29 protein-coding genes are annotated in these 25,375 nt (G+C 67.5%); 19 read left to right on the forward strand and 10 right to left on the reverse strand.

Translation table 11 applies throughout. From position 1 onward, the window contains the following. Position 1 precedes the first annotated feature (1 nt). Genes PQI66_RS08205 through PQI66_RS08215 form a run of 3 tightly spaced genes read left to right on the forward strand, consistent with a single transcriptional unit; the run spans position 2 to position 3,201 of the window. The gene (locus PQI66_RS08205; RefSeq protein WP_339997369.1) at positions 2–517 is read left to right on the forward strand and encodes a MaoC family dehydratase; all 516 of its coding nucleotides are present in this window, start codon (positions 2–4) and stop codon (positions 515–517) included. Continuing rightward, positions 514–1,470 (forward strand): HpcH/HpaI aldolase/citrate lyase family protein, encoded by a 957-nt coding sequence (locus PQI66_RS08210; protein ID WP_339997370.1) that lies wholly within the window; start codon positions 514–516, stop codon positions 1,468–1,470. The genes PQI66_RS08205 and PQI66_RS08210 overlap by 4 nt, the downstream gene beginning before the upstream one ends. 6 nt (positions 1,471–1,476) lie before the next feature. Then, positions 1,477–3,201 (forward strand): AMP-binding protein, encoded by a 1,725-nt coding sequence (locus tag PQI66_RS08215; RefSeq protein ID WP_339997372.1) that lies wholly within the window; start codon positions 1,477–1,479, stop codon positions 3,199–3,201. A 188-nt stretch (positions 3,202–3,389) separates the two neighbouring features. On the opposite strand, the gene PQI66_RS08220 is transcribed toward PQI66_RS08215, so the two are convergent. The 7 genes from PQI66_RS08220 to rpmB form a co-directional block, all read right to left on the reverse strand. Then, positions 3,390–4,235, reverse strand: a complete 846-nt coding sequence (locus tag PQI66_RS08220; RefSeq protein ID WP_339997373.1) for a TIGR03084 family metal-binding protein — start codon at positions 4,233–4,235, stop codon at positions 3,390–3,392. 34 nt (positions 4,236–4,269) lie between these two features. Continuing rightward, the gene (locus tag PQI66_RS08225; RefSeq protein ID WP_339997375.1) at positions 4,270–5,238 is read right to left on the reverse strand and encodes an AEC family transporter; all 969 of its coding nucleotides are present in this window, start codon (positions 5,236–5,238) and stop codon (positions 4,270–4,272) included. A gap of 82 nt (positions 5,239–5,320) precedes the next feature. Beyond that, positions 5,321–5,995, reverse strand: coding sequence for an RDD family protein (locus PQI66_RS08230; protein ID WP_339997376.1), 675 nt, complete (start codon positions 5,993–5,995; stop codon positions 5,321–5,323). Positions 5,996–6,139: 144 nt separating this feature from the next. Further along, the gene (gene rpsR, locus PQI66_RS08235) at positions 6,140–6,388 is read right to left on the reverse strand and encodes a 30S ribosomal protein S18 (RefSeq protein WP_038546820.1); all 249 of its coding nucleotides are present in this window, start codon (positions 6,386–6,388) and stop codon (positions 6,140–6,142) included. 14 nt (positions 6,389–6,402) lie between these two features. Continuing rightward, a complete protein-coding gene (gene rpsN / locus PQI66_RS08240) occupies positions 6,403–6,708 on the reverse strand; it encodes a 30S ribosomal protein S14 (protein ID WP_339997378.1) in 306 nt (101 codons plus the stop codon). 3 nt (positions 6,709–6,711) lie between these two features. After that, positions 6,712–6,876 carry a 50S ribosomal protein L33 gene (gene rpmG / locus PQI66_RS08245; protein WP_010187624.1) on the reverse strand — a complete coding sequence of 55 codons (165 nt, stop codon included), beginning with the start codon at positions 6,874–6,876 and terminating at the stop codon, positions 6,712–6,714. After that, positions 6,876–7,112: a 50S ribosomal protein L28 gene (gene rpmB, locus PQI66_RS08250; RefSeq protein WP_244803793.1), complete on the reverse strand. Its 237-nt coding sequence runs from the start codon at positions 7,110–7,112 to the stop codon at positions 6,876–6,878. Before rpmB ends, rpmG begins: the two co-directional genes overlap by 1 nt. Positions 7,113–7,549: 437 nt before the next feature. Between rpmB and PQI66_RS08255 the strand changes: the two genes are divergently transcribed. From PQI66_RS08255 to PQI66_RS08280, 6 genes are all read left to right on the forward strand, one after another. Further along, positions 7,550–7,825, forward strand: coding sequence for a type B 50S ribosomal protein L31 (locus PQI66_RS08255; RefSeq protein WP_038546832.1), 276 nt, complete (start codon positions 7,550–7,552; stop codon positions 7,823–7,825). A gap of 5 nt (positions 7,826–7,830) precedes the next feature. Next, positions 7,831–7,998, forward strand: a complete 168-nt coding sequence (gene rpmF / locus PQI66_RS08260; RefSeq protein ID WP_339997383.1) for a 50S ribosomal protein L32 — start codon at positions 7,831–7,833, stop codon at positions 7,996–7,998. A gap of 168 nt (positions 7,999–8,166) precedes the next feature. Further along, positions 8,167–8,862 carry a response regulator transcription factor gene (locus PQI66_RS08265; RefSeq protein ID WP_339997384.1) on the forward strand — a complete coding sequence of 232 codons (696 nt, stop codon included), beginning with the start codon at positions 8,167–8,169 and terminating at the stop codon, positions 8,860–8,862. 177 nt (positions 8,863–9,039) lie between these two features. Then, the gene (locus tag PQI66_RS08270) at positions 9,040–10,389 is read left to right on the forward strand and encodes a S1C family serine protease (RefSeq protein ID WP_339997385.1); all 1,350 of its coding nucleotides are present in this window, start codon (positions 9,040–9,042) and stop codon (positions 10,387–10,389) included. Between the two features lie 154 nt (positions 10,390–10,543). Further along, positions 10,544–11,215, forward strand: coding sequence for a MogA/MoaB family molybdenum cofactor biosynthesis protein (locus PQI66_RS08275; RefSeq protein ID WP_339997387.1), 672 nt, complete (start codon positions 10,544–10,546; stop codon positions 11,213–11,215). Positions 11,216–11,261: 46 nt separating this feature from the next. Beyond that, positions 11,262–11,411: a hypothetical protein gene (locus PQI66_RS08280; protein WP_339997389.1), complete on the forward strand. Its 150-nt coding sequence runs from the start codon at positions 11,262–11,264 to the stop codon at positions 11,409–11,411. An 11-nt stretch (positions 11,412–11,422) separates the two neighbouring features. On the opposite strand, the gene mscL is transcribed toward PQI66_RS08280, so the two are convergent. Both mscL and PQI66_RS08290 read right to left on the reverse strand, forming a co-directional pair. Next, the gene (mscL, locus tag PQI66_RS08285) at positions 11,423–11,899 is read right to left on the reverse strand and encodes a large conductance mechanosensitive channel protein MscL (RefSeq protein WP_339997391.1); all 477 of its coding nucleotides are present in this window, start codon (positions 11,897–11,899) and stop codon (positions 11,423–11,425) included. A 46-nt stretch (positions 11,900–11,945) separates the two neighbouring features. Beyond that, the gene (locus tag PQI66_RS08290) at positions 11,946–12,614 is read right to left on the reverse strand and encodes a 5-formyltetrahydrofolate cyclo-ligase (RefSeq protein WP_339997393.1); all 669 of its coding nucleotides are present in this window, start codon (positions 12,612–12,614) and stop codon (positions 11,946–11,948) included. A 124-nt stretch (positions 12,615–12,738) separates the two neighbouring features. Between PQI66_RS08290 and PQI66_RS08295 the strand changes: the two genes are divergently transcribed. The 6 genes from PQI66_RS08295 to PQI66_RS08320 all read left to right on the forward strand — a co-directional run bounded on the left by PQI66_RS08295 (position 12,739) and on the right by PQI66_RS08320 (position 18,304). Continuing rightward, complete coding sequence (locus PQI66_RS08295) at positions 12,739–13,698, forward strand: UTP--glucose-1-phosphate uridylyltransferase (protein ID WP_445228019.1); 960 nt, start codon at positions 12,739–12,741, stop codon at positions 13,696–13,698. 118 nt (positions 13,699–13,816) lie between these two features. After that, on the forward strand, positions 13,817–15,067 hold the full coding sequence (glp, locus tag PQI66_RS08300; RefSeq protein ID WP_339997396.1) for a molybdotransferase-like divisome protein Glp: 1,251 nt from the start codon (positions 13,817–13,819) through the stop codon (positions 15,065–15,067). A 13-nt stretch (positions 15,068–15,080) separates the two neighbouring features. After that, complete coding sequence (locus PQI66_RS08305; RefSeq protein ID WP_445228020.1) at positions 15,081–15,680, forward strand: GNAT family N-acetyltransferase; 600 nt, start codon at positions 15,081–15,083, stop codon at positions 15,678–15,680. Between the two features lie 120 nt (positions 15,681–15,800). Then, positions 15,801–17,000, forward strand: a complete 1,200-nt coding sequence (gene sepX / locus PQI66_RS08310; protein WP_339997400.1) for a divisome protein SepX/GlpR — start codon at positions 15,801–15,803, stop codon at positions 16,998–17,000. 54 nt (positions 17,001–17,054) lie between these two features. Further along, positions 17,055–17,465 (forward strand): DoxX family protein, encoded by a 411-nt coding sequence (locus PQI66_RS08315; RefSeq protein ID WP_339997402.1) that lies wholly within the window; start codon positions 17,055–17,057, stop codon positions 17,463–17,465. Between the two features lie 5 nt (positions 17,466–17,470). Continuing rightward, the gene (locus PQI66_RS08320) at positions 17,471–18,304 is read left to right on the forward strand and encodes a hypothetical protein (protein ID WP_339997404.1); all 834 of its coding nucleotides are present in this window, start codon (positions 17,471–17,473) and stop codon (positions 18,302–18,304) included. A gap of 10 nt (positions 18,305–18,314) precedes the next feature. On the opposite strand, the gene PQI66_RS08325 is transcribed toward PQI66_RS08320, so the two are convergent. Beyond that, positions 18,315–19,916 carry a dolichyl-phosphate-mannose--protein mannosyltransferase gene (locus PQI66_RS08325; RefSeq protein ID WP_339997406.1) on the reverse strand — a complete coding sequence of 534 codons (1,602 nt, stop codon included), beginning with the start codon at positions 19,914–19,916 and terminating at the stop codon, positions 18,315–18,317. A gap of 45 nt (positions 19,917–19,961) precedes the next feature. Between PQI66_RS08325 and rsmI the strand changes: the two genes are divergently transcribed. The 4 genes from rsmI (at position 19,962) to PQI66_RS08345 (ending at position 25,363) form a co-directional block, all read left to right on the forward strand. Then, complete coding sequence (rsmI, locus tag PQI66_RS08330) at positions 19,962–20,921, forward strand: 16S rRNA (cytidine(1402)-2'-O)-methyltransferase (RefSeq protein WP_339997408.1); 960 nt, start codon at positions 19,962–19,964, stop codon at positions 20,919–20,921. 201 nt (positions 20,922–21,122) lie between these two features. Beyond that, positions 21,123–22,778, forward strand: coding sequence for a BCCT family transporter (locus PQI66_RS08335; protein ID WP_339997691.1), 1,656 nt, complete (start codon positions 21,123–21,125; stop codon positions 22,776–22,778). Between the two features lie 84 nt (positions 22,779–22,862). Then, on the forward strand, positions 22,863–24,692 hold the full coding sequence (metG, locus tag PQI66_RS08340) for a methionine--tRNA ligase (protein ID WP_339997410.1): 1,830 nt from the start codon (positions 22,863–22,865) through the stop codon (positions 24,690–24,692). 5 nt (positions 24,693–24,697) lie between these two features. Then, complete coding sequence (locus PQI66_RS08345) at positions 24,698–25,363, forward strand: TenA family protein (RefSeq protein WP_339997412.1); 666 nt, start codon at positions 24,698–24,700, stop codon at positions 25,361–25,363. Positions 25,364–25,375: the final 12 nt, after the last annotated feature.

A 25,375-nucleotide genomic window follows, 5' to 3' on the forward strand; every position in this document is an offset into this window, starting at 1 on the left:
CGTGGCTGCACCGACGTCACCGGCGCCACGCACCGTGGAGCAACGCGGGCTCTTCCTCGAGGAGTTCGCCGAGGGGACGACCTACCTGCACCGTCCCGGACGAACCGTGACGGAGGCGGACAACACCCTGTTCACCACGCAGACCATGAACACCCAGCCGCTGCACCTCGACGCGGCCTGGGCGGCCACTCAGGAGGGTTTTCGTGGGGAACGTCTGGTCAACTCGATGTTCACCCTGTCGACTGTGGTGGGTCTCTCGGTCAGCCAGCTGACCCTCGGCACCATCGTCGCCAACCTCGGATTCACGGAGGTCACCTTCCCCGCACCGATGTTCCACGGCGACACCCTGTACGCAGAGACGACGTGTCTGTCGACGCGGGTCTCACGGTCCCGTCCGAACCAGGGGGTCGTGGAGCTCCGTCACGTGGGCCGTAACCAGCACGGTGAGGTCGTCTGCACCGCGGTGCGGTCCACGCTGGTGCAGTGCCGGCCTGCGGGACCGGGTGGTACGTCATGATCCCGGGCTCCCCGCGGTGGCTCCCACCGGGACCCGCCCTGCTCTTCGCCCCGGCAGACCGGCCCGACCGTTTCACCAAGGCCGCTAGGCGGTCCGACGCGGTCATCCTCGACCTGGAGGACGGATGTCGCGCGGAGAACCGTGCCACAGCCAGGGAGAACATCCTTGTCGCGGGACGGGACGGAACCCTCGACCCCTGCCGGACGATCGTGAGGGTGAACCCGCCCGGTAGCGACGACTTCCTGCATGACGTCAGAGCCGTCGCAGAAAGTCCCTTCACCACCGTGATGCTGCCGAAGGTCGAGGACGCCTCCTCTGTCCAGGCGTTGTCCGGGGCCGTGCCCCGGGCCCGGAACTGGCGGGTCATCGCGCTGGTGGAGACACCCCGTGGCGTCCTCTCCCTCCCGGCGGTCGCGGGCCACCCTCAGGTGGACGCCCTGTTCTGGGGCGCGGAGGACCTGACTGCCGCTCTCGGGGGCACGGCTTCGCGGTACGGGGCGGACGAACGCCCCACCGCCGGAGGCGGACTCTCCGGACACCCCGGCGGGTACCGTGAGGTACCTCGGCTCGTTCGGTCGATGGTGCTGCTGCACGCCGCAGCGTACGGCATCGTCGCCCTCGACTCCATCCACGCTGACACCACCGACACCGGCGGTGCGTCCGCCGAGGCCGTCGACGCCGCCGCCAGCGGTTTCGCAGCTACCGTCTCCATTCACCCGGGTCTGGTGACCGTCATCCGGGACGCCTACCTCCCCAGCGCTGAACAGCAGGAGTGGGCACGGCGGGTCGCTGAGGGGGCCGCCGCCAACTCCGGGGCCTTCGCCATCGACGGCCAGATGATCGACGCGCCGCTACGCCTCCAGGCCGAGGTGATCCTGCGTCGGACACCCGGGGCACCACCACGGCCCGACACCGCACGATCCACCACTACGTCCCAGCCACCCAGGAGCTGACGCACCATGACCACGCCCTCCGACTCCCCGAAAACCTCGCGACAACGCACCAGCCTAACGGACCCCACGCATCTCGATCCCGGGATGTCGCACCTCGTCGGCCCAACCGAGACCCCGTTGCTTGAGGAGACGATCGGGCAGACCCTCGCCAGAACCGTCGCCGCCTTCCCCGACAACGACGCCCTCATCGACTTCTACGGTGACATCCACCTCAGTTACCAGGAACTGCACCGTAAGGTCCTGCGTCTGGCATCCGGCCTCCACAACGCCGGCTACCGACGAGGCGACAGGATCGGGGTATGGTCACCCAACCGGTGGGAATGGACGGTCCTCCAGTTCGCCACCGCTGAGATCGGTGCCATCCTCGTCTGCATCAATCCCACCTACCGCACCCGCGAACTCACCTACGTGATGAACCAGGCGGGGGTGAAGGCGTTGTTCTCCGCCGGTCGGTTCAAGGACTCGAACTACCGGGCGATGATCGGCACAGTGGAGCACACCTTTGACCGGCCGTACCGGGAGACGGTGTTCTTCGGGTCGGAACGCTGGGAGGATCTGGCGTCCCATGCGATCCTCGACCTGACCCCGGTCAGGGAGAACCTCCATCCTCACGACCCGATCAACATCCAGTACACCTCGGGAACCACCGGTATGGCCAAGGGTGCCACCCTGACCCACCACAACATCCTCAACAATGGCTACCTGCTGGGGGAGAGGTTGAATTACAGCAGTGCCGACCGTGTTGTCATTCCGGTGCCGTTCTTCCACTGTTTCGGCATGGTCATCGGCGTGCTCGGTGCGGTCACCCGCGGTGCTGCGATGATCATCCCCGGGCCGGTCTTCACCCCGGAGAGCACCCTTGAGGCGGTTCACCACGGGCAGGCGACGAGTCTGCTCGGGGTACCGACGATGTTCATGGCCGAGCTCCAACTGCTCGAACGGTTCCGGGCGCAGGGAAAGAACCTGGACCTGTCCCGTCTGCGTACGGGCCTCATGGCCGGAACATCCTGTCCGACGAAGACCATGCGCGAGGTCATCGACGTCCTCGGCGTCACCGAGGTGGGCATCGCGTACGGCATGACGGAGACCTCACCTGTCAACCACCAGACCCTTCCGGACGACCCGGTGGTCAAGCGTGTCGAGACGGTGGGCAAGATCGGCCCGCACCTCGAAGTCAAGGTCGTGGACCTCGACGGGATCACCGTGCCCCGTGAGACCCAGGGGGAGCTTCTGGTGCGGGGGTACGCGGTGATGCAGGGGTACTGGGACATGCCGGAGAAGACCGCCGAGGCCATCGACGACGACGGGTGGATGCACTCAGGGGATCTGGGGGTGATGGATTCCGACGGGTACGTCCAGGTCACCGGACGGATCAAGGACATGGTCATCCGCGGTGGAGAGAACATCTACCCGAGGGAGGTCGAGGAGTTCCTCTACGAGCACCCGGACATCGCCGACGTCCAGGTGATCGGGGTGCCGGATGACAGGTACGGAGAGGAACTGATGGCCTGGGTCATCATGAACGAGGGCGCGGACGACCTTACGGCCGCCGACGTCGCCGCATTCTGTGACGGCAGCCTCGCCAGATTCAAGGTCCCCAGGTACGTGCACGTCACCGACTCCTTCCCGATGACGCTGTCAGGCAAGGTGCGCAAGGTGGAGATGCGTGAGAAGGCCATCGGTCTCCTGGGGATCTACCAGGACCGCACGGGAGACAGGAGCAGGTCATGACACGTATGAAGGTGGATGAGGCAGTCGCCGAGATCCCCGAGAAAAGCGACGCTCCCGCTGGGAGGAGCCGTGGAGGGAAGATCGACCGGGCGACCCGCGGTGCATGGGGGTCAACGATCGTGGGGTTGGCTCCCGGGGGTGCACGTCAGGAGGTCAGGGCGGCTACCGGAGTACGCGTGGGAGCCTCCTCACACGTCCCTCGGCGACACGGCACCGGATGACCGTCCCCGCATGACTGACTTGGGTGGGCCGGCGAAGACCTGGGCGAAGGTCGACCAACGGCGGGCTTCCTCCCCCGAAAATACCAGCGCGAGGTCGTCGGGCTCCCGGCGCTGGGTGACGAACAGGCAGAAGTCGAGTGCCGGTCCGCGAACGGAGCCGACGGCACTGCCGTCATTGGGACCCCAGGTCCAGTGCTCGCCGTCACCTGACTCCAGTTCAACGAGAAACGGGCCCTCAGGGGGAGTGAGTCCGTTGAGTCGGTAGGAGAAGTCACGTGTGATAACACCGAGGTGGCTGATGCTTCTGAGCCCCCGCGACGGTGGCAGGGTGATGTCGAGCGTGTCGGCCACGTCGTAGCCGTGTGCCCAGGTCTCCATGAGGCGTGCGGTGATCATCGACTGAAGACCCATGGCCGGGCCGAACCAGGGGAAGCGACGGGACGGACCTCCTGCCGCAGCCCGGAAGTCCGTCTCAAGAGTTGTTCGGGACGCACGCCAGCGCGACAGCAGATCGGTTGGCGGGAGTTGTGCCAGTCTCGCCGCGGTCCTGTCGACGAAGTGCTCAGCTGACTTACGCTGTTCTTCAAGAAAGCTGCCGAAACGGTCGTCAGTGTCGGTGGAGGTCAGCGATGCGGAGGTCGCTGCATCGGTCCAGGCGAGGTGCGCGATCTGATGCGCGATCGTCCAACCAGCTGCCGGCGTGGGGAGCGTCCACTCTCCGTCGGCGAGGTCGGTGACGAGGCTGTCGAGGCGTTCGCCCTCCTCAGAGAGTGCCTCAAGAGTGGACAGCAGAGTGACAGGTGGTGGGGTCATGTGGCCTCAGCTCGGAAGTGTGGTGGGACACATTCTACCCCAGCAACAGCGTGATGACCGCGATGGACGGTACCGAGAGCATCGTGCTGACCACCGCGGTGTCCCGTGCCAGGACGGTGTTCACCCCGAAACGCTGTGAGTAGGTGAACACGTTCTGGGCCGTCGGCAGCGCGGCGACGACCACGAAGGCGAGCAACGCAGGACCGGAGGCGTCGAAGATCAGCCGTGCGGCCGCGAAGGCGATCAGGGGGTGGCCGACGGTCTTCATCAGTGAGGCCAGCCAGACACTGCGTCGTGGACTGGTGTCGCGGTCCAGGACGGTCACCTCGGCCATGGAGAGACCGAAGGCCACCAGCGCCGCGGGAACGGTGCCGGCGGCGAGCAGGGACACCGACTCGGCGAGCATCTGCGGCAGGTCCCAACCGGCACTGGTGTGCAGCAGCGAGAGCACGATCCCGACCAGGGCGGCGATGATGAGGGGGTTGCGCAGAATGCCGAGGACGAGTTCGCGGACCAGCGGGCCGAGGGAGCCGCCGGAGGACGAACTTTCCCGGGCCCGTCGGGTGGTGACGTCGAGCAGCAGGACGGTGGCCGGACCGTAGAGGGCTACCTGGAAGATGATCACGGGCAGCGAGGCTGTCGGATCGTCGAGCACGTGGGTGGCTATGGGAACACCCAGATTCGACCCGTTGCAGTAGGAGCAGGCCAGCATCGTGACCAGGCTGTCGGACGTCGGCCTGCAGGCGAGGAGGCGGTACCCGAGAAAGCCGACGGTGCCGGCGACGAGGGTGCTGACGACGACGACCGCAAGATTTTCACCGAAGACGGTGGCGAGGTCGGCGTCGCGGAGGAAGTTGATGAGCAACGCCGGTGTGGCGAGGTAGAACACGAACATGTTCAGTGCGTAGACGGCATTGGGTCCCAGCAGGCCGCGGCGCCCGACGGCGTAGCCCAGCGCGATGATGATGACGACCACCATGAACCCGCTGAGAACATTAAGCATGTGCTCTATTAGATCAGGCCGGTCACCGACCCGCTGACGCGGGGGAGGTGACCGGCCCGGTGCCTGACCGGAGCAGCGGTGATCAGCGGGCGTTGACCACGTAGGACTTCGCCCATTTGTCGCAGATGTGCTGACGATGGGGATCTCGGGCGATGAGGACCCCGAGCGCGGCGTAGACGGCGATGCCGGCGATGCCGCCGATGACCGGGATCCATCCCAGGACGATGACGGCGAGATACCAGCTGTTCCGGATGAAGGAGTCTTTCGCCGACAGGAGGTTGCCGTCGGCGTTCACGACCTTCACACCGACGGCCATTTTGCCGAGGGTCTTCCCAGTGGTGATCTCCATGACTATGCGGTAAGCGAACCAGAGGACGAGTGAGAGTGCGGCGACGATATAGAGTCCGCTGAGGGATAGCTCCGGTTCAGGTCCGGTCTGCCCGGCATCGAGCCACGTGGTGTACTCGTCCATGTAGTCGGTGAAGTCCCCTGCGAAGAAGAACGCGGAGAGGATCATGATCACGATGAAGAACAGCACGCTGTCGATGAGGAACGCCCCCAGCCGTCGGCCGGGGCCGGGGTACGAGTCCGCCGGCGAGAGAGAGGCCGGGTCGTAGCTCGGCTGTCCGTAGCCGAAGTTCGCACCGTAGCCCTCGCCGCCGTTTCCGCCGCCGACGTAATCACCGTAGGAGGGAACACCTCCTCCGGTGTTGTCGCGGTTATTGGACGGGTTGCCCGGATCGTAGGGGTTCGTCATGGTGGCCTTTCAGGGGTCGTCGTGAGATTGCCAGGCTATCAGTACCGCCTGTGGTACGACTGAACCCCGCCGCCGGTGTCCGGTGACGGGGTTCAGAAGGTCTTAGTTAAACGCGCGCTGCTGCAACGTGGAGTGTGTGCAGGATCAGCGGCTGTGGAACGGCAGGAGAGCCATTTCACGGGCGTTCTTGATCGCGGTGGCGACCTCACGCTGCTGGCGCGGGGTCAGACCGGTGACACGGCGGCCACGGATCTTGCCGCGGTCCGAGATGAACTTACGCAGCAGGGCGTAGTCCTTGTAGTCGACGGTCTCGATGCCCTCGGCCTTGAGCGGGTTCTTCTTCGGGCGGCGGGACTGCTCGAGCCGCGCCTTCTTGTGGTTGGTGCGCTTCATGCGTGTGCTCCCTCTTACCAGCTGGACTTGCGAACGCCGGGCAGCTCACCGCGGTGAGCCATCTCGCGGACGCGGACACGGGACAGGCCGAACTTGCGGAGGTAACCGCGGGGGCGGCCGTCGGCGGCATCGCGGTTGCGGACGCGCACGGGGGCGGCGTCGCGCGGCTGACGGTTCAGCTCGAACTGAGCCTCAGAGCGCTCTTCGTCGGTGGAGTTCGGGTTCTTGATGATCGCCTTGAGCTCGGCACGGCGCTCAGCGAAACGGGCGACGATTTCCTTGCGCTGCTCGTTCTTCGCGATCTTGGACTTCTTGGCCATAGATTAACGCTCCTCGCGGAACTCGACGTGCTTCCGGACGATCGGATCAAACTTCTTCAGGGTGATCCGGTCCGGGTTGTTCCGCTTGTTCTTGCGGGTCACGTAGGTGTAACCGGTGCCCGCGGTGGACTTCAGCTTGATGATGGGGCGGATATCGTTACGTGCCACTAGATCTTCTCCCCACGTGCGCGGATCTTGGCGACGACGGACTCGATGCCGTCTCGGTCGATGGTCTTCAGACCCTTGGTGGAGACGTTCAGCGTGATGGAACGACCCTCGGAGGGCAGGTAGAACGAACGGCGCTGGATGTTCGGGTTCCAGCGACGGTTCGTGCGGCGGTGCGAGTGCGAGACGGTTTTGCCGAAGCTCGGCTTCCGACCCGTGACCTGGCAATGTGCCGACATGGGTATCTTTCTCCTTCCGCCCGCGTGTCCGGTCCCTCGTGCCGCGCAGGCAGTGGGAGACACCACTGCGAAAACCCACATCTAGACGGGATGTGGGGCCGGGGCACTGTGTGGGGCCGATCGCGCGTGCGATGACGTTTACTAAGACAACAGCGTTGCACGACACTACCTCATGTCGGTCAGGGTGCCTAATTGAACGGTATGGTCGGCGTCGTACTCGGGCGCGGTGGTGCCGGGGCGGGTGGTGATTTCCCCGGCACCGCTGGAGGGTATAGACTGGCCGATCGTGTTGCGCCCTGCCGTCCGCGCGAGTCGTGGAGGGACCGGGGCGTGCCCGCACTCCAAACCCGACCCAGGCACGACCCGCCGTCACTGTTACCGACCACGGTACCGGGGATGAGGGGACCGACCTGGCGCGCAACCCTGAGGGATTGAGAATGAAGAACGATATCCACCCCGACTACCACCCGGTGGTCTTCAAGGACGCCAGCACTGGCCACCAGTTCCTGACGCGTTCCACCGCAACCTCCGACCGCTCCGTGGAGTGGGAGGACGGCAACGAGTACCCGCTGATCGTCGTTGACGTCACCAGCGAGTCCCACCCCTTCTGGACGGGCGCACAGCGTGTCATGGACACCGCCGGCCGTGTCGAGAAGTTCCAGCGCCGCTACGGCAACCGTGTTCGCCGTACCAAGAAGAACGAGGAGGGCTAAGAACCATGGCAGTTCCGAAGCGCCGACTTTCCCGCGCCAACACCCACCACCGTCGTTCCAACTGGAAGTCCGACAACGTCGCGCTCCAGAACGTCAAGGTTGACGGCCGCGAGGTTCAGATCCCCCGTCGTCTGGTCAAGGCCGCGAAGCTGGGCCTGGTCGATCTCGACTAGCTCAACTGGTCTGTACCTGCGAAGACAGCCCCCGTCGATGTGGTCGACGGGGGTTTTCTTTCGTCCGTGTTGCCCCGGCGTGCACGCAGGGTGGTGATTCCCTGTCAGTTGACTGTGGGTACCGTTTTCGGGTGTCGCCCCGGCTCTGAACTGATGCAGAATAGCAGGATGAAGATTCTTGTTGTCGACGACGAACAGACGGTAAGGGACTCTCTCCGGCGCTCTCTCACGTTCAACGGCTACGACGTGGCCGCTTCGGGTGATGGCGATGAAGCCCTCCGCCTGGTCCGTCAGGAATCACCGGACCTGGTGATCCTCGATGCCGAGCTTCCGGATGTTGACGGCCTCACAGTGTGCCGCGACCTCCGGAGCGCCGGAAATGATGTCCTTATCCTCATGCTGTCGGACAGTTCCGAGGTTCCCGACCGGGTCGCCGGCCTCGACGCGGGGGCCGATGACTTCATGTCGAAGCCCTACGCTCTCGAGGAGGTCCTGGCCCGGGTGCGCTCCCTGCACCGTCGGTCGATGCGCACGGCGGTCGCCAAGAACGTCGAGGTCAAACCGTTGGCCTTCGAGGATCTGTCGCTGAACCCCGAGACCCGTGAGGTCAGCCGTGGTGGCCGTAAGATCAGCTTGACCAGGACGGAGTTCGCCCTGCTCCAGTTGCTGATGCGCAGCCAGCGCAAGGTTCTCAGCCGGACGAAGATCCTCGAGGAGGTCTGGGGCTACGACTTCCCGACGTCCGGGAACGCCCTGGAGGTCTACATCGGCTACCTCCGGCGTAAGACGGAGGAGGGCGGGGAATCGCGGCTGATCCACACGGTGCGCGGAGTGGGCTACGTCCTGCGGGACGACGCACCCTAGACCTCGCTTCCTGGAAGGAAGCTGAGTGTCGACTTCGTGGTTGTCGAGTGTGACGCTCCTGCGTTCAGGGCACACTGTCAGGGTATGCGGACCAGTTACCAACCCTCATGGACCACCATGGAGTCTGTCGAACACAGTTGAGTTAGCCGGTGGAGCATGCCGGCGAAGGAGAGTCAGATGACCGGGGAAGATCGGGACGATCGCGACGATCGGCACGGCAGCAGCAACGGCGGACCCGATGCCTGGGGGCGGGGTGCACAGGACCCGGGGGCCACGTCCCCCGGTTTCTCCGACCCCGGCGCCCAGCAGCGGCACTGGGAGGCGCTCTCCAGTCAGTACCCGAGCAACGGTGGTGGACCGGAGCAGGCGACGGGGTTCCCCGGCAACCCGGGCACCGCGCCGACCGCGACGAAGGAGCCTGCACGGCGTTTCTCGACTCCGGCTGTCGCCGCACTCGTCCTCGCCGTCGGCGTCGCCGCATCTGCGGTGACGGCGGTGATCGTCCAGAACGGGGACGACGGCTCCTCGGTGACCAGTTCCCTGAACCAGGTGAACACCGGTGACCGTGAGAACACCTCGGTCTCCGACCCCGACCCGGGAACCGTCGAGGCGGTCGCCCAGAACGTGCTTCCCAGCGTGGTGTCGATCCAGGTCGCCACGCAGCAGGGTGGCGCAGAGGGGTCCGGTTCGATCATCAGCAATGACGGCATGATCCTGACCAACAACCATGTCGTCTCCGGTGCGGAGGACGGCCGCGCGGCGATCACCGTGACGACGAACGACGGGCGCCAGCTCGACGCCGAGGTCGTCGCGACCGATCCACAGACCGACCTGGCCGTGGTGAAGGCGACGGGTGCGGATGATCTGCAGCCGATCGCCATCGGTGACTCCGACGGGCTCCAGGTCGGTGAGACCGTCGTTGCCGTCGGTTCGCCGCTGGGCCTGTCGTCCACGGTGACCACCGGTATCGTCTCGGCCATGAACCGTCCGGTTCAGGCAGGTGGCGAGGACGGAGGAGAAGCGTCCCTCATCGACGCCATCCAGACCGATGCCGCGATCAACCCCGGGAACTCCGGTGGCGCGCTGGTCAATCTCCAGGGCGAGCTCGTCGGTATCCCCTCCGTGATCGCGACGCTCGGTGCTCAGGCCGGTGGTGAGTCCGGGTCCATCGGGCTCGGCTTCGCCATTCCGTCGAACCAGGCGGAGAACACCGCCCGCCAGCTCATCGACAACGGCCGGGCGACGCACCCGGTCATCGGCGCCCGGGTGAACACCGGTACCGAAGCATCGGCGAATGGTGCCGAGATCGTGGACGTCGTCGAGGGCGGTCCTGCCGCCGACGCCGGTGTGCGCGACGGGGACGTGGTGACCAAGGTCGGTGACCGCATCGTCGACAGTGGGGTCAGCCTCATCGCGGCGATCCGGTCGCACACCGTCGGTGACGAGGTCACGTTGACCGTCACCGACGGAAACGGAGGCAACGAGCGCGAGGTGATCGTGACTCTCTCGGAATCCGACGCCGCCTGACCGACGTCGACCGGGCGCCGTCTGCGGGTGCCGGAGGCTCCACCGCCCGGTGCCGAACGCACCCCCAACCTGTACAGCGGGCGGGTCCGCCGGATACCGTTGACGTGATCCCGCGCACCGTCGCCGCACCGCACCACCCGAGGAGTCCACCACCATGTCACACGACCAGAACACCGACCCCGCCTCCGGGGACATCCGCGATTCCGCCGGGGTGATCACCGTGCCGGGGATCGACGACTTCGCCCGTGTGGAGAAGGAGTCCATCGAGCGCCTCGACGCGGAGATCACCGAGCCCGGTGACGAGGTCTTCCGGTCCCTGGATCTCCAGGAGACCGAGCGGGAGACCGGGAACCCCCGGCATTCCCTGCTCCATGCCCTGGTCGTCATCGTCACCGACCACCCGGACCGGGCGGACCAGTCTGGGGAACTCGTGGCGGAACTCCTTGCGGAGGAGGACTACATGGTGGACGCGGTGCTGACCGTCGACTCGGGGAAGTCGGCGGTCCGGCAGGCGCTGGAGACGGCGGTGATCGGCGGGGCGGACCTGGTGATCACCGTGGGCGGGACCGGGGTGAGCCCGCGGGACAAGGCACCGGAGGCCACCAAGTCGGTCCTCGACAAGCGGATCCCCGGTCTCTCCCAGGCACTGCGGTCGTCGGCGCTCGCCTGTAACGCGGTCGACGGCGGGCTGTCCCGGGGGGTCGCCGGAGTGTCCGGGTCGACGGTCGTCATCAACCTGGCGTCGTCCCGGGCCGCGATCCGGGACGGCATGGCGACCCTGTGCCCGTTGGTGAGGCACGTGATCGCCGACATCAGCAGGGCCTGAGTCACAGGCGATGGAAAGACGTCCGCGGCGGCGCAAGACGGGGGTCGTGGGAAAGGCACACGCACCGGACCGGGACCTGGATGTCACCCAGGGCGTGTCCGACACCGCCGAGCCGTTCCGCACGACCGGGACGACAGGGGACACCGGGGGATTCGGGGACGAGTTCTGGCAGGGGCAGCGGCCTCCCCACTGGTGACCCGGACGCGGTCAGCGTGCGGAGTGGCGTCCGCCGGTGTCGGTGGCGGAGTTGTCGATCTCCCCGGCGATGCCGTTGTCCGCGCCGGTGATGCCGCTCTGGTTGGCCAGCAGGTCCCGGATCTCGACGAGCAGGTCGACCTCCGAGGCGACGGTCTCCTCCGGGTCGATGCCCTTCCGTCGAGCGTTGAGCTCGTTGAGCTTGTTCATCGGGGCGACGAGGATGAAGTAGACGACGCCGGCGATGATGAGGAAGTTGATGACCGCGGTGATGATCGCGCCCAGGTCGATCTGGGTGCTCTCCATGCCGCTACGCAACTCGAACTTGAGTCCGTCGACCTCTGCTCCGCCGAAGCAGTTGATGAGCGGCTGGATCAGTGAGTCGGAGATCGCCGTGACGATCGCGGTGAACGCCGCACCGATGATGACGGCGATGGCCAGTTCCATCACGTTGCCGCGGGTGATGAAGTCTTTGAAGCCCTTGAGCATGATGCACTCCTTGTGCTGGGGGACGGAGAGGATGGTGGGGTTGCGGTTACCGGGGTTCCCGGCGGCTGGCTGACGTCGGGAACGTCCCGGTCTCGGTCACGACGACCTGAACTGTCTCGTCGTGGGGTGCCCGGGGGACGTCGACCCCGAACTCGGCGTGGTCGACGACTGCCACAAGTCTGCCAGGTTCGGCGCGGCCGGTCAGGACACCGAGCGTCCGGTCGTAGTATCCGCCGCCCTGGCCGAGCCGAGTACCGTCCTGGCCGACGGCCAGAGCGGGAAGGACCAGTGTCGTGACGTGGGCCGCCAGGGCCACGGTGGATATCGGCGACGGGTGCCCGGGCGTTTCGGTCGGCTCAGGAATTCCGTACGGTCCGGGGCGGGTGGTTCCCGGGCCCCGGTAGGGCAGCCAGGTCAGCGGACGGTCGGCGGCAGCGATCACCGGCAGCCACACGGCGACCCCGGCGGCCCGGAGCACCTCCGGCAGTGCGGGGCCGCCGGGTTCCCCGGGGAGCCCGGCGTAGGCGGCGACCGACGGGGAGGCATCGGCGGGACGTTCACCGGTGAGCAGTGTGACGAGGTGTCCGGCGATGGCGTCGTCCCGCCGGCGCCGCTCGTCCGGGGACACGGCTCGTCGGTCTGCGCGGATGCGGCGCCGCAGGGTGTGTTTGGCACCGGTGACGTCGGGGTGGTCCTCGTGGTCCATGTGGTCCATATCCGCCGATCATAGGGGCCGCGGGGGTGGACCGGGGAGGGACGGGCCTGACCCGCTCTGTCCGGATTCCGGGTGTCGGGGTGTTTTCGCCGGGCCGTCCGGGGGTAATCCCTGTAGGATTCAGATCATGGCAACTACCAACTCAACTACTCCCTCCGGCTCTCCAGACGGTGTCGCCGACGCCGTTTCCACCGGTGGGATCCGAACTGTCGTGGTTCCTGCCGCCGGTCTGGGCACCCGTTTCCTGCCGGCGACCAAGACAGTCCCCAAAGAGCTCCTGCCCGTGGTGGACACCCCCGGCATCGAGCTCATCGCGAAAGAGGCCTCCCAGGCCGGCGCGTCCCGGCTTGCGGTGGTCACCTCACCCCGCAAACAGGGCATCATGGCGTTCTTCGACCGTGACGAGCTCCTCGAGGAGACCCTCGAGTCGCGGGGGAAGACAGAACAGCTGGACAAGGTCCGCGCCGTCAACGAGATGATCACGGCGGTGTCGGTGAACCAGGACCGTCCCCTGGGCCTGGGGCACGCCATCGGCTGTGCCGAGGACGCCCTGGACGACGACGAGGACGCGTTCGCCGTCCTGCTTCCGGACGACCTGGTCCTGCCCTTCGGCGTGATGAACGAGATGATCGAGGTGCGCAAGCGTTACGGCGGGACGGTTCTGTGCGGCTTCGAGGTGCCGGAGGAGGAGGTCTCGAACTACGGCGTCTTCGAGATCGCCGAGGCCGACGGTGCCGATGACGCTGACGGCCAGGTCCGTCGGGTGACCGGCATGGTCGAGAAGCCCGACGTCGCGGACGCACCCTCGAACATCGTCGCGACCGGACGCTACCTCCTCGACCGGTCGATCTTCGACGCGCTGCGCGACACCGCCCCCGGGAAGGGAGGGGAGATCCAGGTCACGGACGCCATCGCCAGGCTGATCGAGGACGGACACCCGGTGCACGTGTACGTGCACCGCGGCAACCGCCATGACCTGGGTAACCCGGGGGGCTTCATCCGCGCGTGCGTGGACTTCGCCCTCGACGACCCGTCCTACGGGCCGTCTCTGGAACGCTGGCTGTCCCGGCGGCTGGAGAAGTAACTGGTGGTGTGACAGGTCCGCACCGTCTGCTGTTCCGGGATACCGGGGCGGTAGAGTCTGCACCTGAACTACCTGCACGCCACCCCGAACCATCCCGAGAACCTGTGAGGACGTCCACGTGAGAACTGTTGAGGAGCAGCTGGCCACGGTCAGCGCCGCGGCAGTAACACCGGAACCGGTGCGCACCGCGATATCGGAGGCGCTCGGTCTGCGGTGCGCCGAACAGGTGGAGGCCGAGACATCGGTCCCCGGGTTCGACCAGGCCGCGGTGGACGGGTACGCGGTGCGTTCCGTGGATGTCCGCCACGCCGGCAGCGTCGACCCGGACGTGCCGTCGGCGAAGCTGCCGGTGGTCGGCGACGTGGGGGCGGGGTCGCACCGTCCGGTGCGGCTGCAGCCGAGGCAGGCGGTACGGGTGCAGGCGGGAGCTCCGATCCCGACCCTCGCCGACGCCGTGGTCCCCCTCGACTGGGCGGAGGACGACGGCCGCCGGACCGAGGCACTGCGGCCGGTCGCCACCGGGCAGTTCATCCACCGGGCCGGGTCCGACGTTCAGCCGGGCGATGTCGTGGTCGAGCAGGGGTCGGTGATCGGTGCGGCGCAGGTCGGACTGCTGGCCGCCGTCGGGCGGTCGAAGGTGCTGGTCTACCCGCGTCCCCGGATGGCGGTGCTGTCCTTCGGCCCCGAACTCGTCGACATCGACCGGGAGCCGGGGCTCGGCCAGATCCATGACGTCAACTCCTACGCCCTGGCCGCGGCCGGCAGGGAGGCGGGGGCGGACGTCAACCGTCTCGGGATCGTCGGCGGTGAGGACCGCAGGCTCCGCGACATCATCGAAGGCCAGCTGATCCGCTCGGAGATCCTGGTGATCGCCGGGGGCGTCGGCGGGGCGTCGAGCGACCGGCTCAGAGAGATCCTGGGCGAGCTCGGGGAGCTGGACGTCTCCCGGGTGGCCATGCACCCCGGGTCGGTGCAGGGGTTCGGGATTCTCGGTGCGGACCGGGTCCCGACGTTCCTGTTGCCGTCGAACCCGAGTGCGGCGCTGGTCGCGTTCGAGGTCATGGTCCGCCCGCTGGTGCAGATCCTGCGCGGGCAGCGCCAGGCGAAGCGACGGGTGGTCAAGGCGAGGACGATCGCCGGACTGCAGTCCGCCCCGCACCGCCGCGGTTTCATCCGTGCCCAGCTCATGCGCGACCGGGAGACCGGCGAGTTCCTCGTGGACCCGCTCGGCGCCGGGGCGGGCGGTGAACCGACCCACCTGCTCGGCAGTCACGGGCAGTCGAACTGCCTGATCGTCGTGCCCGGTGACCTGACCAGGATCGAACCCGGTGAGGTCGTCGACGTGATGTTCCTGACGAACCGGGTGTGAGCCCCCCGTGCTGGTGACGAACCGTCATCCCGGGTGGCCGGCGACGACGCCGGCGGTGCCCACCGCCGCTGGCGACGTCCGGCTGCGACCGCTGTCCCGACGGGACGGCCGCCGCTGGTCGGAGTTCCGGAACGCCGACGAGCATGTCCTGCGCCCGGTGGAACCGACGGTGCCGGGACCGTGGTGGGAGGCGCACACCCGGGCGATGTGGCGACGCAACTACTCCGGCCTCACGGCGATGGCGGGTCAGGGGACGCTGCTGCCCTTCGCCATTGAGGTGGACGGGGCCTTCGCCGGGCAGTTGACGTTGGGCAACGTCCAGCACGGTGTGGTCTGCAGCTGCTGGATCGGGTACTGGGTGTACTCCGGCTTCAGCGGCAGGGGGGTGGCCAGCGCCGCCCTGTCGGCCGGTGTGGACCACGCGATGACGGCGGTGGGGATGCACCGGGTGGAGGCGACGGTGCTGGAGTCGAATGTGGCGTCGCGGCGGGTGCTGGAGAAGGTCGGTTTCCGTCAGGAAGGCCTGCTGCAACGCAACCTCCACATCGACGGCCAGTGGCGTGACCACCTTCTCATGGGCTTGACGGTGGAGGAGCGGCGTCCCGCCCGGTGAACCGGTGGACATGCTGCACGGCGCGCCTGCGGCGCAGCCCGCGGAGTGGCACGTATCGTCGGTGGCATTGTTCTATCGTGATGCGTCCTGCAATGTCGTCGGTGAAAGGAATGGCCGCTAGTGTCCGGCTCCCTCAGCTCTCTGATCCTGATCGCGGTCGTCTGGCTTCTTCTCCTTGCGCCGTTGTTCCTGCGTAACCAGTCACCGGTCCGACGCACCTCCAGCGCCCTGTCGGAGACCCGCGTGCTGCACGAAGGCGGGGCGCAGATCGACCGACCCCGCAAACGGCCGCTCCCTGCGGAGTCGCTGTACCACGCCGACGTGGACGAGGACATCGAACTCGTCGAGGCTGAGCCCGAGCAGGTGATCATCGACGACACCGGGCGTGACGTGCCGGGGATCATCGAGGGCGAGGTCGTGGGCTACCGCCCCCTCGACGACGAGGACACCGGCGAGTTCGCCCCGGTGGACCCCGACGCCGAACTCATCGACGGGCTGGACGACGATGCCGGCGACAGCGCCGGTGAGGCTGCGGAGGTTCCGGAGACCATGGACGACGAGTCCGGGGACGCGGGCGGGTCCGTGGAGCAGGTGGAGCCGCCGGCGCAGGTGGAGTCCGCCGTCGCCGTGACAGATGACGGTCAGTGGGACGGGCGCACCGCGCGGTTCTCCGAGATCCCGTCGGCGTACCTCCGTGGCGGAGACATCGACGTGTCGGTCGGTGCCGGCGAAGAGACGGACGGGGAACCCCTGGTCCCCGGTGCGGAGGTGGCGCCGCCGGCGGACTTCCTCGACGACGGGTACGGCGACGGTGAACTGACCGCCGAGGAACTCGACTACGCCGCGGCGCGACGTGGCCGCGGGTTCTACGACCCGGAAGCCTCCCAACGCATGGTGGAACGACGTCAGACGAGGCGCAAGCGGGTGCTGTCGGTTCTGGCGGCTCTGTGTGTGGTGTCGGTCGTCGTCGCCGCCCTGCTCGGCGGTGCCGCCTGGTCCGCCGTGGTCGTCACGGTCGCGCTCGCCGGTGTGTACCTCTACTACCTGCGCCGCCAGGTCGTCGAGGAGGCACGGCTGCGACGGAGGCGTATCGCCAGGATGCGACGGGCCCGACTGGGCGTGCGCAACACCGACGACCGCGAACTCGGTGTGCCGGACCGTCTGCTGCGGCCGGGGGCCGTCGTCCTGGAGAGCGACGACGTGGACCCGGAGTTCGCCGACCTCGACTACACCGACTACACCGACTACAGCGACTACGGCGACTACGAGGAGTACGACGGCTACGCCGACCGCCGTGACTCCCACATCCGGGCGGTGTAGTGCCACGTACCGCGAAGGGACGGCGGGGGCCCGGGGCGATATGATGGCCCCATCATGAACAATCCTGCCTTCCGCGACGCCGCCCTCCTGATCATGCGTGTGGCCCTCGGGGTCGTCTTCATCGCCCACGGGTGGGACAAGGTGTTCCACGTCGGTGCGGACGAGACCGCGCAACAGTGGGCATCGATGCACATTCCCCAGCCGACGCTGTCGGTGTGGGTGGTCGCCGTCGTCGAGATGCTCGGTGGAGCGCTTGTCGTCCTGGGTTTTCTCACCCCCGCCGCGGCCGGTGTCCTGGCCCTGGACATGGTCGCAGCCTTCTACTTCGTCCATCTCGGCAACGGGCTCTTCGTGTCTGACGGGGGTGGAGAACTGGTCATCGTCCTGTTCGCCGCCTGTCTTGTTCTCCTTGTCTTCGGTGCCGGACGGGCGAGCCTGGACAAGGCCCTGTCCAGGTTCGGGTGACGGCGGTGGGGGAGTCACGTCAGGACATGCACGCGGTGGTCCGTGCCGCGTTGTCTGCCAGGCTCGACGGGGAGAACGCGCCGTCGGACATCGGCGACGACATGATCGACACCCACCTGTCCGCCTGCGCTGACTGCCGTGAGTGGTTCGCCGCGGCGAGCGACCTGAACCGTCGGCTGAGGATGTCCGTCGCCCCGGCGACCGGAGGTTCTGGCGGTACGGGCGGTGCCGGTGGAGCGCGGGCGCTGGCGGAGTCCATGGCACGTGTCGCCGATGAGACACCGCAGTTGTCCCACCGGCTGCGCAACCGGTCGCTCCCTCTGGTGCTGAGCAGGATCGCGCTGGTCGTCGTGGCGGTGTGTTATGTCGCCTGGTCGTTGCTGCTGCTCACCGGTGCAGCCGGCGGTGGTGCCGAGGCACTGGACGGGGGGCCCGGCGGCACCGTGGGTAATGCCGGTGACCCCGACGTCGCGTCACTGTCGGTCGATGCGGCGGCGGTGCGGCTCGCGCTCGCGGCAGGCCTGCTCTGGGGTGCCGCGCGTCCGCGGTCCGCCCCCGGACTCTTCCCGGTGTTCCTCGCGTTGTGGGGTTTCGGTGCGGGGTTCGCGACCCGTGACATCGTCCTGGGGTTCCTGGACGGGGGCACGGACGTGACCCTCATCGCCGGGCTGCTGCTGCACCTGGCGGCCTGCGTGGCGCTGGTCAGTGTGTGGCTGTCGCGGAACCACGCCGTGACCCCGCTACGGCAGTCGCTGCGGGGGTTGTCGGCGCGTCCGGTGCGGTACAGTCCGGACGACGTGGAGGAGAACTCGTCCTGGCGACCGGGCGACGACCGGTGAGGACGCCCGGTCACGTCCAGCCGGGCAGCCACATCCGCAACTGCCACTGCTCGTCGGAGATCGGCATGCCCGTGTAGATCGGCAGGAAGAACAGGAACATCCACACGACCAGCACCAGGTAGCCGACGGTGAGCAGCATCCCGGTCTTGCCGGCGACGAGCGACCGGATTTCGGCCCCGAGGCCGACCCCACTCGCGTCCCTGCGCCGGGACACCGGTTCGTCGGGGCGCAGAGCCCACCCGGAGACCTGCCCCAGGGCCAGCGCGATCCCGATGATGAGGAACGGGGCGAGGTTCGTGGCGTAGAAGAGGTACATCTGCCGGTCGACGTTCAACAACCACGGGAGGAAGCCGGCGGCGTAACCGATGACGGGGACGAGCCAGCGCATGTCACGGCGGCCGATGAGCCGCCAGATGCCCCACAGGAGAACCGGTACGGACAGCCACCAGATGGCCGGTGTGCCGACCAGCAGCACGACCTCACGGTGGTCGTTGTCGTCGCCGGCGGAGTGGTACAGCAGGGCACGGGTGGACGCCAGCCAGTCCCACGGCTTGGATTCCCAGGGGTGGTGGTGCCCGTTGGAGTTCGTCAGCTCGCTGTGGAAGCCCAGCACAGAGACATGGTAGTAGAGGAAGCTGAGCCAGCTGTCGGGCAGGACGTCCAGCCCCCAGGCACTGATCCGGTCGCTGTCGGCGGCGGCCTCGTGCCGGAACACACCGGTCTCCGAGGCGAACCACGACCGCCAGGACAGCAGATAGGCTCCCACCGGGACGAGGACGAGTGAGGCGAAGGCGGGGACACAGTCGCGCAGCAGCGTCCCGACGAACGGCCGGGTGACGCCGAAGCGCCGCCGCCGCCACCAGTCGACGGCGACGACGGCCACGCCGAAGAAGGCCATGTAGTACAGGCCCGACCACTTCACCGCGAGCGCGCAGCCCAGGGCGACCCCCGCGGCGAAGCGCCACCACCGGTAGCCCAGGCGCGGGCCCAGCGCGTGGTCGCCGGTCCGTCCGTCGGCGGCGACGAGGGCGAACCGGTACTCCATCTGCGCGTGGTCGCGCAGCAGCAGGTACACCGCCAGGACGACGAAGAACACCTGGAAGTGGTCCAGCATCGCCGAACGTCCGGTGACGAACAGGATGCCGTCGCACAACGCCATGACGCCGGCGGTGAGGCCGACCCAGTCCGACCCGCTGAGTCGTCGGGCCGTGGCCGCGATGAGCAGGATGACACCGACGGCGAGGAGCGCGACGATGACGCGCCAGCCCCAGGGGTTGTTCCCGAAGACGGCCATGCCGAGCGCCTCGAGGTGTTTGGCGAGCGGGGGATGGACGACGAGGCCGTAACCGGGGTTGTCCTCGATACCGCCGATGACCAGCCGGCCGCCGCCTTCGGTGCCGCGGAGGACCTGCCAGGACTGCGGGACATAGTGCTTCTCGTCGAAGACCGGCGTGCCGGCGTCGGTGGGGTGCCAGAGCCACAGCAGCCGGCTGAGCAGACCCAGGACCCCCAGCGCCGCCAGGATCGACCACCAGCGGCGTGGACGGTGCGACCGGCCTGCCGTGGGGGCCGGTCGGGGCGCGGTGCCTGTCGTGGCGGAAGTCTCGGTCACAGTGGCTCATCCTATACTCCGGCCGCGGGGTAGAGTCTGGTGACCATGGAGGACAGCAACACCGGCAGAGACACCGGCAGAGACACCGGCAGCGACAGTACCGACGAGGTTCCCGACACCGACCCGGTGGTCCGCGCACTGGAGCGCGCACGCCAGGCCCGCCCGCTCTCCGACGGCGGTGTGATTCTCGCGGCGACGCCGCTGGGCAACCCGTTGGATGCCTCGGTCCGGCTCATCGACGCGCTCGGCAGCGCCGACGTCATCGCCGCGGAGGACACCCGGCGCACGCGGGCGTTGGCGGACGCCCTCGGCGTGGAGATCTCCGGGAAGATCGTCTCGAACTTCGACCACAATGAAGCCGACCGCGCCGCGGGCCTGGTCGCCCGGGCCGCTGCCGGGGCACGGGTACTGGTGGTGACCGACGCGGGGATGCCCGCCGTCTCCGACCCCGGTTTCCCGCTGGTCCAGGCGGCGCAGGAGGCCGGTGTGCCGGTGACGTGCCTGCCCGGACCCTCCGCGGTGCCCACCGCCCTGGCCCTGTCGGGGGTGGGGGTGGGCCACTTCGCCTTCGACGGTTTCGCCCCGCGGAAGGACGGAGCACGCCGCCAGTGGTTGGAGTCGGTGCGGGACTCGCCCCGCGCGGTGAGTTTCTTCGAGTCACCGCACCGGCTGGCGACGACCCTGTCGACCGCGGCGGAGGTCTGCGGTGAGGACCGTGAGGCGGCGGTCTGCCGTGAACTGACCAAGACCTACGAGGAAGTGGTCCGTGGTCCGTTGGGGGAGCTGGCCCGGTGGGCGTCGGACGGCGTGCGCGGAGAGATCACGGTCGTCATCTCGGCGTCCCCCGGGCCGGTCGTGCGCGACCCGGGGGAACTGGTCGGCGAGGTCGAGCAGAAGGTGGGGGAAGGGACCCGGATGAAGGACGCCACCAGGGAGGTCGCCGCTGCTCACGGAGTGTCCCGACGGGAACTCTACGAGGCGGTTCTGGCGGCCCGCGGAGACTGACCGGACAAGCTCCCCGGGAGCAGTGGTGGAGGGGCCCCCGACGCCGTACGCGGGGAGTATGGCAGAGTGGTCTGCATGTCCGTTTCAGAAGAGAACCCGCAATCTGACGATATCGGCCCGCCGGGCACCGGTTCCGGTGATGCTCCTTTCACCGATCCGGGACTGAACCTGGAGAAGATCTCGCCGGTCGCCACCGAGGACATGCTGCCTCCTCCGGCCGAGGACGAGAACGCCAAGATCGACAAGGCCGTCGTCGGCTTCGCCGCCCTGATCGTGCTTGCCGTCGTGGTCTGGGGGCTGATCGCCCCCGACAACTTCTCGTCCTTTGCCGACAGTGCGCTCGACTTCGTGGTCACAGACTTCGGCTGGGTGTACATCATCGCCGGCTCGGTGTTCGTGTTCTTCATCCTGTGGGTCGCCTTGAGCAAGTTCGGCAATGTGCGGCTCGGCCAGGACCACGAGCGTCCCGAATTCAACGCGGCCAGCTGGATCGCGATGATGTTCGCCGCCGGCATGGGCATCGGCCTGATGTTCTACGGTGTGGCGGAACCGATGAACTTCTACCGCAACGGCGTTCCCGGTGAAGCGACCGAGAGCAATCCGGTGGCCTTCTCCACCACGTTGTTCCACTGGACGCTGCACCCGTGGGCGATCTACGCCATCGTCGGTCTCGCGATCGCCTACGGCACCTTCCGTCTGGGTCGCAAGCAGCTGCTGAGCTCGGCGTTCATCCCGCTGATCGGGGTGCGCCGCGCCGAGGGCTGGCTGGGCAAGCTCATCGACGTGCTCTCGATCTTCGCCACCGTCTTCGGTACCGCCGCGTCCCTGGGGCTCGGCGCCCTGCAGATCGCCTCGGGCCTGGACGCCACCGACATGGTGCACAGCCCGGGGACCGGGTGGCTGATGCTGATCATCGGCGTCCTCGGCATCTGCTACCTGATCTCGGCCTTCTCCGGCGTGAGCAAGGGCATCCAGTACGTGTCGAACTTCAACATGGTCATGGCCGCGGTTCTGGCCTTCTTCGTGCTGATCGTCGGCCCGACCGTCGTGATCGCCAACACGGTGCCGACCGCGTTCGGGAACTACATCCAGGAGTTCTTCGGCATGGCGGCCCGCACGGCGGACTCCGCACCGGGCATGGACGAGTGGCTCGCCGGCAACACGCTGTTCTACTGGGCCTGGTGGATCTCCTGGTCGCCCTTCGTCGGTACCTTCATCGCCCGCATCTCCCGGGGGCGTACCGTCCGCGAGTTCATCCTCGTCGTCATGCTGGTCCCCACCGCGGTGTCCGTGGTCTGGTTCGCGATCTTCGGCGGCAGCGCCATCCACCTGGAGGACCAGGGCTCGGACGTGTACGGGGACGGCACCTCGGAGTACATGCTGTTCAACCTGCTGCACGAGCTCCCGCTGGGCACCGTCTCGTCGATCATCGCCATGATCCTGCTCGCCACCTTCTTCATCACATCCGCCGACTCGGCGTCGACGGTGATGGGCACGATGAGCCAGAACGGCAAACTCATCGCCGACCGCAAGGTCACCGTGCTGTGGGGTCTGCTCACCGCACTGATCGCCGTGGTCCTGCTGCTGTCCGGTGGCGACGACGCGCTCAACAGCCTGCAGACCGTGACGATCATCGCGGCCAGCCCGTTCGTGATACTGATCTGTTTCCTGTGCCTGGCGATATACAAGGGTCTGTCCCAGGATCCGCTGTTCCTCGACGAGAAGCAGAAGCGTGCCTTCGCACTGCGACTCGCCCGCGAACGCCGTCACCAGGAGACGGCCGAAGCCCGGGCGGCACGGGAGCGCCGCCGTGGTAAGCGGGGTGGCGCCCCGGAGAAAGCCGACGCCACCACGTAGTACAGTCTGTGCATGACGCAAGCGCGCACCGGGGAACCAGCCCCTGGTGCGCGCTTCATCTGTGTCATGGCTTAATCTGGTCGCATGTCGAAACACGTGCTCACCGCCGTTGCCTGGCCCTATGCAAACGGACCCCGCCACATCGGACATGTCGCCGGCTTCGGCGTCCCCTCGGACGTCTTCGCCCGGTTCCAGCGAATGTCGGGCAACAAGGTGCTGATGGTCTCCGGCACCGACGAGCACGGAACTCCTCTGCTGGTCCAGGCGGAGAAGGAGGGGGTCGGCGTCCAGGAACTCGCCGACCGGTACAACCGCGTCATCGTCGAGGACCTCGCCGATCTCGGCCTGTCCTACGACCTGTTCACCCGGACCACGACCCGGAACCACTACGCGGTGGTCCAGGAGCTGTTCCGCGGACTCAACGACAACGGTTACATGGTCCGTCAGACCACCACCGGTGCCATCAGCCCGTCGACCGGGCGTACGCTGCCGGACCGCTTCATCGAGGGGACCTGCCCGCTGTGCGGCGCCACGGACGCCCGCGGTGACCAGTGCGACAACTGCGGCAACCAGCTCGACCCCGCCGACCTCATCGACCCCCGGTCGAAGATCAACGGGGAGACCCCCGAGTTCGTGGAGACCGAGCACTTCATGCTCGACCTCCCCGCCGTCGCCGAGGCCCTGGAGTCCTGGTTGACCACCCGCGAGGGCTGGCGGCCCAACGTGCTGAAGTTCTCGCTCAACCTGCTCAAGGACATGCGTCCGCGGGCGATGAGCCGGGACATCGACTGGGGCGTGCCGGTACCGATCGAGGGCTGGCAGGACAACAACGCCAAGAAGCTCTACGTCTGGTTCGACGCGGTCGTCGGCTACCTCTCCGCCTCCATCGAATGGGCCTGGCGCACCGGCCAGCCCGAGGCGTGGCGCGAGTGGTGGTCCGATCCGGAGGCCCTGTCCTTCTACTTCATGGGCAAGGACAACATCACCTTCCACTCCCAGATCTGGCCCGGTGAGCTGCTCGGCTACGCAGGAAAGGGCGCTCACGGAGGTGAGGCCGGCGAGTTCGGTGAGCTGAACCTGCCGACCGAGGTCGTCTCCTCCGAGTTCCTCACGATGTCGGGGTCGAAGTTCTCCTCGTCCAAGGGTGTGGTGATCTACGTGCGGGACTTCCTGCAGGAGTTCGGTCCGGACGCACTGCGCTACTTCATCGCCGTCGCGGGCCCGGAGAACATGGACACCGACTTCACCTGGGACGAGTTCGTTCGTCGCATCAACACCGAACTGGCCAACGGCTGGGGGAACCTGGTCAACCGCACGGTGTCGATGGCGCACAAGAACTTCGGCGAGATCCCGGCGGCCGGTGAGTTCACCGCCGAGGACACCGACCTGCTGGAGGACGCCGCGGCAGCCTTCGACCGGGTCGCCGAGTGCCTCGAGCACTCCCGGTTCAAGGCAGGTATCGCCGAGGCGATGCGTATCGTCGACCGTGGCAACCAGTACATCGCGGCGCAGGAGCCGTGGAAGCTGGCGAAGGACGAGTCTCAGCGTGAGCGTCTGGCGACCGTCCTACACACCGCGCTGCAGGTGGTCTCCGACGCCAACACCCTCCTGACCCCGTACCTGCCGTTCTCCGCCCAGCAGGTCTTCGAGACCCTCGGCGGTACCGGTGTCTGGGCCGCCCAGCCGACGGTCGTCGAGGTCACCGACGATTCCCCGCGCACGCCGGTGGGCGTCGGTCTGCCGGCTGAAGGACGCAGTTACCCGGTCATCATGGGCGACTACGACAACCAGCAGGCCCACTGGGGTCGGACCACCCTGACCCCGGGGACGGCGCTGACGAAGCCGTCGCCGCTGTTCACGAAACTGGATCCGGAGCTCGCCGAGACCGGTCCGTCCTGGGCTGCGGTGGAGTAGACGGCATGACGGACGAGCGGTTCACCGACCGGTTGCGCGGGGAGAACCGGGGGACCTGGGACGCCGCGGCGACCCACGGTTTCGTCCGGCAGCTTTTCGCCGGGACCCTCCCCGACGAGCGGATGGCGGCCTACCTCGTGCAGGACTACCGGTTCGTCGACGGGTTCATGGCGCTGCTCGGTGCCGCCGTCGCCACCGCGGACACCTTCGCCTCGCGCCGTCGGCTGGCGGAGTTTCTCGGGGACGTCGCCGGCGACGAGAGCACCTACTTCGTGGACGCGATGGAGGATCTCGGTGCGGCGGAGCGGCAGGACGCCCCTGACACGGACTCCACGGCAGGGTTCAAGAGAATCTTCGCCGAGGCGACGGAGACCCGGAACTACGCGGCGATCCTCGCCGTCCTCGTCGTCTGTGAGTGGCTGTACCTGGACTGGGCGACGAGGGAGTCGAACCGCGCCGAGGCTCCGGAGGGTTATGGCGGGTACCCGGCCAGGTACGTGCACGCCGAATGGGTGCGGCTCCACGACTACCCGGACTTCCACGACCTCGTCGCCTTCCTGCGTGACGAGGTGGACCGCGTCGCGGCACAGTCTGCGGAGAATGCGTCGACGGCGCGGGAGTTCTTCCGGCGGACCGTGGAGCTGGAGCTCGCGTTCTTCGGGCAGTCCTGAGGGCGGTCCTCC

The organism is Corynebacterium sp. USCH3 (assembly GCF_037619475.1).
In the GTDB taxonomy this organism is placed as follows: Bacteria; Actinomycetota; Actinomycetes; order Mycobacteriales; family Mycobacteriaceae; genus Corynebacterium.